Below are 12,329 nucleotides of genomic sequence, written 5' to 3'. Positions count from 1 at the left end.
TGGCCGTGCTGCTGGCGGGGTGGGCGCGCCCGGGGACACCCGGCTCGGCGTCGACTGATCCAGCGTCGTTCGCGCCGCGCAGCCAAGCGTCCGGCGCGGCGTCCAAATGGGCGCGCGGGTGGGCCGCCCGGCTGACCGCCGCGGTGGCCGCTGGGATGGCCACCGGGGCGGACCGCTCGTATGCCCTGTTCCTCACCCACTATTCGGCGGTGCTGGTGGGTAATGCGGCGCTGGCGCGGTGGCCGGCGCTCGCCGCGCACGCGTGGGCGCTGGCTACGGCGTGCTGGGCCGCCAGTCTGCTGCTAGCCTGGGCGTTCGAGCGCGCCGTGGAGCGCCCGCTGGCGCGGCGGCTGCGCTGACCTTGTGAACGCCGCCTCCGCCTGGGCGCGTCACTGCCCCTGGCCCAGCGCGTAGCCGCGCTCGCCGTCGAAGGTGCACAGGTTCTCGGTCTTGATGACGTCGATGCCGCGCGCCACCAGCGCCTGCAGCAGCGCCAGGATGTCGGCGTGCGTGATCGGGCTGCCGCCCGGGCCGACGAAGCGGCAGCGCCAGTGGTCGGTGCAGAAGGTCTCCGGAAAGCCGCCGGGCCAGACCTTGACGCCGCGGTTGGTGATCATCTGCAGGGCCAGCGGCGGCACCGCCAGCGCGACCAGCTGGCCGGCCAGGAAGTCGGCACTGACGCCGGCGGCGTGCACGAACACGTCCACCCCCACCAGCGCCTTGGCCGCGCGCGGGCGCGCCTGCGGCGCGCGTGGCAGCGGGGCGCGCGGCACGGCGGCCGGCGCGTCGCCGTACTGCACCGGGGTGAGCTTCTCCGGCCGCTGGCCCAGCCGCTCGATCACCGCGTCGGCGAAGTCCATGCTGCCGAACGGCCGCCCGATCGACAGCGTGCCGTGCAGCTCGGCGGTGTGCACGCCGTCCTCGATCGTGCGCAGCCAGGCGTTGTGGATCGTCTCGGCCACCGCCGGCTGGCCGATGTGCACCAGCATCAGCACGGCGGCCAGCAGCAGGCCCGACGGATTGGCGATGCCCTTGCCGGCGATGTCCGGCGCGCTGCCGTGGATGGCCTCGAACATCGCCACGTGGTCGCCGATGTTGGCGCTGGGCGCCAGCCCCACCGAGCCGGTCAGCTCCGCGGCGATGTCGGACAGGATGTCGCCGTACAGGTTGGGCGTGACGATGACGTCGAAGCGCTCCGGCCGCGTGGCCAGCCGCGCCGCGCCGATGTCGATGATCAGGTGCTCGGCGGTGATCTCGGGGTAGTCGGACGCGATCTCGTCGAAGACGCGATGGAACAGCCCATCGGTCATCTTCATGATGTTGTCCTTGGTCATGCAGGTCACCTTCCGGCGGCCGTGGCGGCGCGCATACTCGAAGGCGTAGCGCACGATCTTCTCGCAGCCCGGGCGGGTGATGAGCTTCAGGCACTGGAACACCTCGTCGGTCTGGCGGTGCTCGATGCCGGCGTAGAGGTCTTCCTCGTTCTCGCGCACGATGACCAGGTTCATCTTCGGGTGCAGCGTGCGCACGAACGGCGCGTAGCTCACGCAGGGGCGCACGTTGGCATACAGGCCCAGCGTCTTGCGGATGGTGACGTTGAGGCTCTTGAAGCCGCCGCCCTGCGGCGTGGTGATCGGCCCCTTGAGGAACACCTTGGTGCGCCGCAGGCTCTCCCAGGCCTGCGGCGCAATGCCGGAGCTGTGGCCGGCCAGGTACTGCTGCTCGCCGATCTCGATGAACTCCGGCGCGATGCGCGCGCCGGCGGCCTGCAGCACGCGCAGCGTGGCGTCCATGATCTCGGGGCCGATGCCGTCGCCGCGCGCGACGGTGATGGGGACCAGTTCGCTCATCTCGATTCCTTGTCGAGGGGGTTGACGATGAGCGCAGTGTGGCCGATCATGTCATTGACTTCAAATCATCTATTTCTATTTTTTACATCGATGTTTTTCGATGAATAAGATCCGCCCCCCGCGCGTCACCTTCCACCAATTGCGCACCCTGGAGGCCGTGGTTCGACTGGGCTCCATCACCCGCGCGGCGGGCGAGCTGCACCTGACGCAGCCCACCGTCTCCGCCCAAATCCACGAGCTGCAATCGGCGCTGGACACTGCGCTGGTGGAGCCGGCCGGGCGCGGCATCCGCCCCACCGAGGCCGCGCGCCTGCTGCAGGAGACGGCGCTGGACATGTTTGCGCGCTGGCAGCGCTTCGAGGAGGACCTGCAGGCCCTGCACGGCCTGGAGCGCGGTCTGCTGCGCATCGCCGGCGTGACGACGACGGAGTACTTCATCGCCCGCTGGCTGCGCCGCTACACCGACAGCCACCCGGGCATCGAAATCGAGCTGGCCGTGGACAACCGCGACGCGGTGGTGCGCCGCCTGCGCCAGGACGAGACCGAGCTGGCCGTGATGATGATGCCGCCGGACAACCTGCCGTTGCAGAGCGTGCCCCTGATGCGCAATCCGCTGGTGCTGATCGGGCCGGCCGGGCATCCGTGGACCGGCACCCGGCGCGTGGCCCGCAAGTCGCTCAACGGCCAGCCGATGCTGATGCGCGAGACCGGCTCCGGCACCCGTTTGGCCACCGAGGCCTACCTGCGCACGCACGGCCTGACCCCGGCGCTGCGCGCGACGCTGGGCAGCAACGAGGCCATCAAGCACGCCGTCGCCGCCGGCCTGGGCCTGGCCGTGCTGTCGCGGCATGCCCTGGCCGAGGACCCGGCCCAGGATGGCGTGGCCGTGCTGCCAGTGGCGGGCTTTCCGATCGAGCGGCGCTGGCTGCTGGTCTGGCGCAGCGACCGGCGCCTGTCGCTGGCCGCGCGCCGCTTCGTCGAGCACGTGCAGGACCACCCGCCCGACGCAGACGCCACCCCATCAGGCAAAGGCTGGGTGGACGACGACCGGGCGGGCTAGGCCCCGCCCCGCCGTTAAGCGCGCTCGGCCACCCAGGCCGCGACGGCGGCGAGCGCCTCGCCCAACCGGCTGGCGTCGGTGCCACCGGCCATGGCCATATCGGGCTTGCCGCCGCCCTTGCCGCCCACCTGCTGCGCCACCGCGTTGACCAGCTCGCCCGCCTTCAGTCCCCGGGCCACCGCGTCGGGCGTCACCCCTGCGGCCAGTTGCACCTTACCGGCCTCCACGCTGGCCAACACCACCACGGCGTGGCCCAGCTTGTCCTTGAGCTTGTCCACCGTCTCGCGCAGGGTCTTGGCATCGGCGCCATCCAGGCGCGCGGCCAGCACGCGGATGCCCTTGACCTCCACCACCTGCGCGGCCAGCTCGTCGCCCTGGGCCGACGCCAGCCGGCCCTTGAGCGCGGCGACTTCCTTCTCCAGCGCGCGGATCTGTTCCAGCGACTGGCCGATGCGGCCGACCAGATCGGGCACCGGCGCCTTGAGCGTGGCGGCAGCCTCGTGCACCTGAGCCTCCAGGCCCTGCAGATACGCCAGCGCGTTCTCGCCCGTGACCGCCTCCACGCGCCGCACCCCGGCCGCCACCCCACCTTCGGCCACGATCTTGAACAGACCGATGTCGCCCGTGCGCCGCACATGCGTGCCGCCGCACAGCTCGCGGCTGCTGCCGATGTCGAGCACGCGCACGGTCTCGCCGTACTTCTCGCCAAAGAGCATCATCGCGCCGGCGGATTTGGCGGACTCCAGATCCATCACGCGCGCCTGCGTGTCGGTGTTGGCCAGAATCTCGGCGTTGACGCGCGCCTCGATCGCGCGGATCTGCTCGGCGGTGACGGGCGCATGGTGCGCAAAGTCGAAGCGCGTGCGCTCGGCATTCACCAGCGAGCCCTTTTGCTGCACGTGCTCACCCAGCACCTCGCGCAGCGCCTTGTGCAGCAGGTGGGTGGCAGAGTGATTGCGCATCGTCGCCGCGCGCCGCACCAGGTCCACCTGCGCCTGCACATGGTCGCCCACCGCCAGCGTGCCCTGCTCCAGCGTGCCGTGGTGACCGTACACATCGGCCTTGATCTTTTGGGTGTCGGCGACCGCAAAGCGCGCCGAGCCGCTGGTGATGACGCCCGCGTCCCCGACCTGACCGCCGCTTTCGGCATAGAAGGGCGTGGTATCCAGCACCACGACACCGCTTTGGCCGTGCTTGAGCTCCGCCACCGGCGTGCCCTCGACGTACAGCGCCACGACCTTGGCCGGGGCCTGCAGCGACTCGTAACCGACGAAAGCATTCGACGGACCCGCGTAATCCAGCACGCGGTCCATCTTGAATTTGCCCGCGGCACGCGCCTGCGCCTTCTGGCGCTCCATCGCCGCCTCGAAGCCCGCCGCGTCCACGCTCACCCCGCGCTCGCGGCAAACGTCGTTGGTCAGGTCCAGCGGAAAGCCGTAGGTGTCGTGCAGCTTGAACGCGACCTCGCCCGGCAGCGTCCCTTGGCCACCGGCCAGCGCACCGTCCAGGATCTCCATGCCGTGGGCCAGCGTCTCGAAGAAGCGCTCCTCCTCCGCCTCGAGCACCTCCATCACCCGCTGCACGTTGGCGGCCAGGTTGGGGTAGGCCTCGCCCATCTGCGCCACCAGGTCCGGCACCAGCTTGTGGAAGAACGGCGCCGTGCAGCCCAGCTTGTAGCCGTGGCGAATGGCGCGGCGGATGATGCGCCGCTGCACATAGCCGCGCCCCTCATTGCTGGGGATGACGCCATCGGCCACCAAGAAAGCGGTGGCGCGGATGTGGTCGGCGATCACGCGCAGGCTGGGGCTGTCGAGGTCACGGGTGCCAGTGGCGCGTGCGGCGGCGGCGATCAGCGCGCGGAACAGGTCGATCTCGTAGTTGCTATGCACGCCCTGCAAGATGGCGGCCAACCGCTCCAGGCCCATGCCCGTGTCCACGCAGGGCGCCGGCAGCGGTCGCACCGAACCGTCCGGCTGCATGTCGAACTGCATGAACACGTTGTTCCAGATCTCGATGTAGCGGTCACCGTCGGCGTCGGGGCTGCCGGGCGGGCCGCCAGCCACCTCGGGGCCGTGGTCGTAGAAGATCTCCGAGCACGGACCGCACGGGCCGGTGTCGGCCATCATCCAGAAGTTGTCGCTCTGGTACTTGCCGCCCTTGTTGTCACCGATGCGCACGACGCGCTCGGGCGGCAGGCCGATCTCCTTGGTCCAGATGTCGTAGGACTCGTCGTCCTCGTGGTAGACGGTGGCCCACAGCCGCTCGGGCGGCAAGCGGAACACCTCGGTCAGCAGTTCCCACGACCACTTCAGGCTCTCGCGTTTGAAATAGTCGCCGAACGACCAGTTGCCCAGCATCTCGAAGAAGGTGTGGTGCCGTGCGGTGTAGCCGACGTTTTCCAGGTCGTTGTGCTTGCCGCCGGCGCGCAGACAGGCCTGCACCGACGCCGCGCGCACGTACGGGCGCTTGTCGGCGCCCAGGAACACGTCCTTGAACTGCACCATGCCCGAGTTGGTGAACATCAACGTCGGGTCGTTGCCCGGGACCAGGGGGCTGGAGGGCACCACCGTGTGCCCGCGCTGGGCAAAAAAGTCCAAAAACGTGCGCCGGATGTCAGCCACGGAGAAGAAGGGTCGGTCGGCGGCAGGGTTCATATCGGTCGAAAGCAGCAAGGTAAACGCGCCATTTTACGGAGACCGCCCCTGCCGCAGCGCGTTATGCTTGCGCTTGCGATGCGTCTCAATCTGATCCTGGCCCGGGCAGCCAACGGCGTCATTGGCTGCACCCGCGACGGCCACCCCGCGCTGCCTTGGCACCTGCCGGAGGATCTGGCGCACTTTCGTCGGCTGACGCAGGGCTGCCCCGTCATCATGGGCCGCACCACATGGGCGTCGCTGCCGCCGCGCTTTCGTCCGCTGCCGGGGCGCCTCAACCTGGTGCTGACGCGCGACGCGGTGCGCGCCGGGGAACTGGCCGCCGCCGGCGCGGTACCGGTGGACAGCCTCGAGGCGGCGCTGGCACACTGCCGCACGCTGCGCGCGCCGGACGAGCAGCCGCCGCCCGAGGTGTGGGTGATCGGCGGCGCGCAGGTCTATGCGCAAGCGGAGCCGCTGGCGCGCCGCGCCGTCGTCACCGAAATCGCGCGCGCTTTCGACGGCGATGCGTTCGCACCGGCGCTCGGCCCCGGTTGGCGCGAGACGGCGCGCGAGGTGCACGTCAGCGCCGACGGGCTGCCCTTTGCTTTCGTGACCTACGAACGGAATTGAGGCGCGTCCGCCTCACCCCTTGGGTGGCGGACGCAGGTAGCGTTCATCCGACCAAGTGGCCAGCCACTGCGGGGCAAACGCCACAAAGACAGCGGCAAACAACCCGGTCAGGAAGGCATCGCCCCAGGCCATCAGCCAGCGCGCCACCAACGCGTCGTGCACGGTGACGCCTTCCATCAGGTGGTGGACGCCCTCGTACAGCGCGCCAGAGGCAAACAGCGCCACCGCGGTGCCCAGAAAGCCGCGCCCCAGCGTGTAGATGAACACATTGGGCGGCAGCCAACGCCGCAGCGCCCAGCCAATCAACAAGGCCAGCGTGGCCGGCACCAGCCCAATCCACACCCACTGCGACAGCACCGCCTCCCAACTCGCGTGGCCCAGCAACCACACCGCGACCGCCACACCGCCCAACACCGGCACGGCCAACGGCCAGCCCAGCATCAGCACCAGCAGACTGGCCCCGGAAAACTGCACCGCCATGCCCTGCGGCAAATGCTGCGGCAACAACCAGCACCACGGCAGCAGCGCCGCCGACGCCAAGGTGGGCGTGAGCAAAGGGCCGCGCAGCAGCCGCCAGGGCCGCACGGCCAAGGCAGCCACCAGCGCCACCGCCGTCAGCAGGAGTTCGATCGTCACCACAACCGTCGCATCCTACGCCGCCAAACGCCGGCGGGGCTTGCGCTGGATCAATGGCCCTACCCGCGTCAGCGGATCAGCCGCGGTCACAGTCCCGGCAGCCCGCCGGGCAGGCCTTTCATGCCACCCAGGCGCTTCATCATCTTCATCAGGCCGCCGCCCTTCATCTTCTTCATCATCGCCTGCATCTGCTCGAACTCCTTCAGCAGGCGGTTGACCTCTTGCACCTGTACACCGGCGCCGGCGGCGATGCGGCGCTTGCGGCTGGCCTTGATGAGCTCGGGCTTGCGCCGCTCTTCAGGCGTCATCGAACAGATGATGCCCTCCTTGCGGCGGATATCCTTCTCGGCGCGGTCGAGGTCGGCCTCGCCGGCCTTGGCCGCCAGTTGCGTCGGCAGCTTGTCGAGCAGGCTGGAGAGCCCGCCCATCTTCTTCATCTGGCGGATCTGCTCCAGAAAGTCTTCCAGGTCGAAGCCGCCGCTCTTGACCTTGGCGGCGAGCTTTTGCGCCTGCTGCAGGTCCACCCCAGCCGTGACCTGCTCCACCAGCGCCACGATGTCGCCCATGCCGAGGATGCGCCCGGCGTGGCGCTCGGCGTCGAACAGCTCCAGCCCGTCGATCTTTTCGCTGACGCCGGCAAACTTGATCGGCGCGCCGGTGACGGCGCGCACCGACAGCGCCGCGCCGCCGCGCGAGTCCCCGTCCAGCTTGGTCAGCACGATGCCGGTCAGCGGCAGCGCCTCCTTGAACGCGCGCGCGGTGTTGACCGCGTCCTGCCCCTGCATCGCATCGACGACGAACAGCGTCTCCACGGGCTTGAGCTCGGCGTGCAGCGCGCGGATCTCCTGCATCATCGCCTCGTCGATGGCCAGCCGACCGGCCGTGTCGACGATCAGCACATCGAAATAGTGCTTGCGCGCATGGTCCAGCGCCGCGCGCGCGATGTCCAGCGGCTTCTGGTCCGGCGCGCTCGGAAACCACTCCGCCCCCGCCTGTCGCGTCACGGTCTTGAGCTGCTCGATCGCCGCCGGGCGGTACACGTCGCCGCTGACGGTGAGCACCTTTTTCTTGCGGCGCTCGATCAGCCACTTGGCCAGCTTGGCGGTGGTGGTGGTCTTGCCGGCGCCCTGCAAGCCGGCCATCAGGATCACCGCCGGCGGCTGCGTGGCCAGGTTGATGTCGGCCACGCCCTCGCCCATGGTGGCGGCCAGCTCCCGGTGAATGATGCCGACCAGCGCCTGCCCCGGCGTCAGCGAGCCGACCACCTCCTGCCCCAACGCCTTGTCCTTGACGCGGGCGATGAAGTCGCGCACCACCGGCAGCGCCACGTCGGCCTCCAGCAGCGCCATGCGCACCTCGCGCAGCATGTCCTGCACGTTGGCCTCGGTGATACGGGCCTGCCCGCGGATCTGCTTGACCAGGCGCGACAGTTTTTCGGTAAGGGCGGATGCCATGGCGGGGCTTCGTTACACTAAGCGAATGATTGTACCGGTCAGCCCCTGGTGGACGGTGGCGCCCGCGCTGGGCGCTGCGGCTGGCTACGCCGCGCTGGCCGCCGGCGCGGCCCGGCTGAGCCGCTCCGCCGTCGCGTGGCTAACGCTTGCCACCGTGCTGCTGCATGGGCTGGCGCTGGCGGCGGCGTTTTCGGTCACGCCGGTGCGCTTTGGGTTCGCGCTCACCCTGTCGGTCACCGCTTGGCTGGTGCTGGCGGTCTATGCGGTCGAGACGCGGCTGTATCCCCAACTGGGCACCCGCTGGACGCTGGCGGGCCTGGGGGTACCCGCGGTGCTGCTGGCGCTGATCTTTCCCGGCACGGCCTACCCGGCGCTGGCATCGCCCTGGCTGCCGCTGCACTGGGCGCTGGGTTTTGCATCCTACGGCCTGGTGGGGGCCGCCGTGGCCCACGGCTGGATGATGCAGCGCACCGAGCAGGCCATCCGCCGCGGCCGGGGGCAACCCACGGCGCTGCCCCTGCTGGCGCTGGAGCGGCTCACCTTTCGCTTCGTGACCGGCGCCTTCGTGCTGTTGACACTGACGCTGCTGGCGGGGTGGTACTTCACCGAGCTGCTGCAGCCGACCGCCGGCTGGATCACCCACAAAACCGTCTTTACCGCGCTGTCGTGGGCGGTGCTGGCGGTGCTGCTGTGGGGCCGCTGGCGCTGGGGCTGGCGCGGCCGGCTGGCGGTGCGCATGCTGTACGCGGCGGGGGGGCTGCTGCTGCTCGGCTACGTCGGCTCGCACTTCGTGCTCGAGGTCATCCTGCGCCGCGGCGGCTGACCCCGGCGCCCGATCCCATGTTCAAGTGGCTGCTCGTCATCGGTGTGGTGGTGCTGGGGTATGTGCTGTGGCGTCACCAACGCCAGTCGCAGCGGCGCGACAGTGCAACCAACACCTTTTCCCCCAAGGCCCCCACTCGCCCGGCTGCGCCCGACACCATCATCACCTGCCACCACTGCGGTGTGCACCTGCCCGCCGGTGACGCGGTGCGCGGCATCGTCGGTCTGTACTGCAGCGATGAACACCGCCGACTCGCCGAGGGCTGACGGCGGCCCCTCGCTGCCACCCGAGGCCTCGGGCTTTGCCCCCTCGTGGTTTGCGCCGCGGCCTGGTGACGCCGCCAGCCCCCCAGCCCCCGAGGAACCGTCGGCGGACCGGGAGGTTTCGCCCGCCCGCCTCTGGCGCGTGCTGATGGGGGCCCGGCTGTTGCTGGCCGCCGCACTGCTGGGGCTAGAGGCCTACGCCTGGCGGCACGGGACCGGACCGGGCTGGATCGTGGTGCTGTGCCTGCTGCATGTGGCCATCTGCGCTGTCACCCTGGCCTGGACCGGGCCAGCCGACCGCCCGGGTGTGAGCGCCCTGCGCTGGCTGCCAACGGTGTGGGCGGATCTGCTCGTGTTTGGCTGCCTGGAGCTGTTCGCCCCCGGTGGCATCAACTTCACCCCGTTGTTCGTGTGGCCCGTGCTGCTGGCCGCCGCGCTGGGGCCGCGGCTGCTGGCGCTGGGCAGTGCCTCGGCGGGCACCTTGGTGCTGCTGGCGGAGGCCTGGCTCGCCGAAGGCACCCTGATGGAGACCACCCAGTGGCTGCAGGCCGCCGTCACGGGCAGTGGCCTGCTGCTGGTGGCGTGGCTGTTCAGCCATCTGACGACGCGCCTGATCGGGGAACAGACCGCAGCCCGCCGCAGCCGACAACTGGCCCAACTGCAGGGATTGGTCAATCAGGCCATCGTGACCGGCCTGGGCGAAGGGGTGGTGGTGCTGGATTCCCGCGGCCACCTCTGGTACGCCAACCGGGCGGCTGCCCGGATGCTGGGGGCCGTTGCGCCCGACGCCGAACACCCATCGGCCTCTGAACAGGCCTCGGCAGCCTTGCGCCACACCCCTGCCTGGCGCGTGCTGGCTGGATGGGCGCGGGGTCCGCTGCACGGCGCCCCGAACGGTCTGGTGCGGGATCTGGCCCTCCCTCTGCCGGGCGGCGGGCAGCGGCGGGTGCGCGCCCGCGCCCGGGCAGTGGCGGCAGCCGGACAGGCCGGCGGCGCGACGGTGGTGTTTCTGGAGGACCTGCACGACATCGAAGGACGCGTGCGCACCGAAAAGCTGGCCGCCATGGGCCGCGTTTCCGCGGCCGTGGCGCACGAGATCCGCAACCCGCTGGCCGCCATCGCCCAGGCCAGCGCACTGCTGCAAGAGGACGAGGCCACGCCGGCCCAACGGCACCTCATCGGCTTGATCGAGCAGAACGTCCGGCGGCTGACCCGCACGGTGGACGACGTGCTGGAAACGGCGCGCACGCCCTGGCTCGACAACAGCCAGACCCCCGCCCCGAGGCTCGCGCTGGACAGCGCCGTGGACGGGATACTGGCCGACTGGTTGCAGCAGCGGCCGCAGGGCACGCGGCTGCAGCGCCACGCGCTGGCGGGCAACCCCAGCGTGGCCTTCGATGCCGAACACCTGCGGCGCGTGCTGGTCAACCTGCTCGACAATGCCGACCGGCACGCCACCCACAGCCCAGGCGCCATCCTCGTCGAAACGGCAGAAGACGGGGCATTCGCCCGGTTGGTGGTGTGGAGCGACAGCCCCGACATCCCCGCCCCGGTGCGCGACCACCTGTTCGAGCCCTTCATGTCCTCGCACAGCCGCTCCAGCGGTCTGGGACTGTACCTGTCGCGCGAACTCTGCCAGCGCTACCATGCGGACCTGGGCCATGAACGCACCGTGCGCGACGGGCGCGAGGGCAATGCGTTTGTGGTTCGGCTGCCGATCGCCGATGCTTCACCATGACCCGCCGCGATTCCCCCGCCCTGCTCATCGTCGAGGACGAACCCGACCTGCGCCAGTTATACGAGCTGGCGCTGGTGAAGGTGGGACTGGCCGTGGACGCTTCGGGGGACCTGGCGCAAGCGCGGGCGCAGTTGGCCCAGCGGCACTACGCGGCGGTCGTGACGGACATGCGATTGCCGGATGGCACAGGGCTGGACCTGCTGCGCGAACTTTCACGCGACGGGCGCGCGGAGCGTGCCATCGTCATCACCGCCTACGGCTCCGCCGACAACGCGGTGGAGGCGCTCAAGGCCGGCGCCTTTGACTACCTGACCAAGCCGGTGGCCCCGGCGCGGCTGCGGCAGGCCATCGCCATGGCCCTGGCAGCGGCGCAGCCTGCTCCTGCCACTGCCGCCGCCTCGCCCACGGCTGCCGGGCGGGTAACGCCCCCCCTGGCCGAAAATGCCCCACCAGCCACGGCCCCCACCGACAACCCGGCCGCCCTGCAGCGCCTCATCGGTACCTCCCCCGCCATGCAAGCCGTGCGGCAGACCATCTAGCGCGTGGCGCGCACCATGGCCCCGGTGCTGGTGACGGGCGAATCCGGCACCGGCAAAGAGCTGATTGCCCGTGCCCTGCACGCCTGCAGCCACCGCGCAGACGGCCCCTTCGTCGCCGTCAACTGCGGCGCCATCCCGGCCGACTTGCTGGAAAGCGAACTGTTCGGCCACCGGCGCGGCGCCTTCACCGGCGCCAACGCCGACAAGCCCGGCCTGTTCCAGGCCGCGGCAGGCGGCACCCTGTTTCTGGACGAGGTGTCGGACCTGCCCCTGCCCATGCAGGTCAAGCTGCTGCGCGCCCTGCAGGAACGCGCCGTGCGCCCGGTCGGCGCCACCGCGGAAGAGGCGGTGGACGTCCGCATCGTCAGCGCCACCCACAAGGATCTGGCCCGGCTGGTGCAGACGGGACAGTTTCGGCACGACCTGTACTACCGCCTCAACGTCATCCCCATCCACGCCCCGGCGCTGCGCGACCACCCGGACGACCTGGCCGCCATTGCCCACGCCGTGCTTGCCCAACTGGCCCGCCGCGACGGGCTGGCCCAGGTGCCCACGCTCTCCCCGGCGGCACTGCAGCAGCTACGCGCCCACCCCTTCCCCGGCAACGTGCGCGAACTGGAAAACCTGCTGGAACGCGCCCTGGCCCTGCACCCCGGCCCGGTGCTGGAGGCCCACGCCTTTCTGCCGCCCACCCAATCCC

General features: G+C 70.4%; 11 protein-coding genes and 1 pseudogene. 8 read left to right on the top strand and 4 right to left on the bottom strand.

Features of this window, described 5'->3' with window-relative positions:
- Nucleotides 1–359, top strand: a pseudogene (locus tag V7026_RS09195) (hypothetical protein); the annotation flags it as partial.
- A gap of 30 nt (nt 360–389) precedes the next feature.
- Here V7026_RS09195 and V7026_RS09190 read toward each other — a convergent pair.
- Nucleotides 390–1,850, bottom strand: coding sequence for an NADP-dependent isocitrate dehydrogenase (locus V7026_RS09190; protein ID WP_334155085.1), 1,461 nt, complete (start codon nt 1,848–1,850; stop codon nt 390–392).
- A gap of 100 nt (nt 1,851–1,950) precedes the next feature.
- Between V7026_RS09190 and V7026_RS09185 the strand changes: the two genes are divergently transcribed.
- Complete coding sequence (locus V7026_RS09185; RefSeq protein WP_334155084.1) at nt 1,951–2,910, top strand: LysR family transcriptional regulator; 960 nt, start codon at nt 1,951–1,953, stop codon at nt 2,908–2,910.
- Between the two features lie 14 nt (nt 2,911–2,924).
- Here V7026_RS09185 and alaS read toward each other — a convergent pair whose 3' ends face one another.
- A complete protein-coding gene (alaS, locus tag V7026_RS09180) occupies nt 2,925–5,564 on the bottom strand; it encodes an alanine--tRNA ligase (RefSeq protein ID WP_334155083.1) in 2,640 nt (879 codons plus the stop codon).
- A 78-nt stretch (nt 5,565–5,642) separates the two neighbouring features.
- On the opposite strand from alaS, the gene V7026_RS09175 reads away from it, so the two are divergent.
- Entirely contained in the window at nt 5,643–6,176 is a 534-nt protein-coding gene (locus tag V7026_RS09175; RefSeq protein ID WP_334155086.1) for a dihydrofolate reductase, read from the top strand.
- Nucleotides 6,177–6,188: 12 nt separating this feature from the next.
- On the opposite strand, the gene V7026_RS09170 is transcribed toward V7026_RS09175, so the two are convergent.
- Nucleotides 6,189–6,812, bottom strand: a complete 624-nt coding sequence (locus tag V7026_RS09170) for a hypothetical protein (RefSeq protein ID WP_334155082.1) — start codon at nt 6,810–6,812, stop codon at nt 6,189–6,191.
- Nucleotides 6,813–6,898: 86 nt separating this feature from the next.
- Nucleotides 6,899–8,266 (bottom strand): signal recognition particle protein, encoded by a 1,368-nt coding sequence (ffh, locus tag V7026_RS09165; RefSeq protein WP_334155081.1) that lies wholly within the window; start codon nt 8,264–8,266, stop codon nt 6,899–6,901.
- Nucleotides 8,267–8,291: 25 nt separating this feature from the next.
- On the opposite strand from ffh, the gene V7026_RS09160 reads away from it, so the two are divergent.
- The 5 genes from V7026_RS09160 to V7026_RS09140 all read left to right on the top strand — a co-directional run.
- Nucleotides 8,292–9,089 carry a cytochrome C assembly family protein gene (locus V7026_RS09160; RefSeq protein WP_334155080.1) on the top strand — a complete coding sequence of 266 codons (798 nt, stop codon included), beginning with the start codon at nt 8,292–8,294 and terminating at the stop codon, nt 9,087–9,089.
- Between the two features lie 17 nt (nt 9,090–9,106).
- Nucleotides 9,107–9,355, top strand: coding sequence for a PP0621 family protein (locus tag V7026_RS09155; protein WP_334155079.1), 249 nt, complete (start codon nt 9,107–9,109; stop codon nt 9,353–9,355).
- Complete coding sequence (locus V7026_RS09150; RefSeq protein WP_334155078.1) at nt 9,327–11,090, top strand: sensor histidine kinase; 1,764 nt, start codon at nt 9,327–9,329, stop codon at nt 11,088–11,090. Before V7026_RS09155 ends, V7026_RS09150 begins: the two co-directional genes overlap by 29 nt.
- A complete protein-coding gene (locus V7026_RS09145; protein WP_334155077.1) occupies nt 11,087–11,629 on the top strand; it encodes a response regulator in 543 nt (180 codons plus the stop codon). Before V7026_RS09150 ends, V7026_RS09145 begins: the two co-directional genes overlap by 4 nt.
- Before the next feature lie 3 nt (nt 11,630–11,632).
- Nucleotides 11,633–12,329 (top strand): sigma-54 interaction domain-containing protein (locus V7026_RS09140; protein ID WP_334155076.1); only part of this gene is annotated, 697 nt, incomplete at its 3' end.

Origin of the sequence: Tepidimonas sp., from assembly GCF_036825565.1 — a bacterium.
In the GTDB taxonomy this organism is placed as follows: Bacteria; Pseudomonadota; Gammaproteobacteria; order Burkholderiales; family Burkholderiaceae_C; genus Tepidimonas.
The sequence above is the reverse complement of the archived record's forward strand: the minus strand, read 5'-3'. Positions and strand labels throughout refer to the sequence as shown.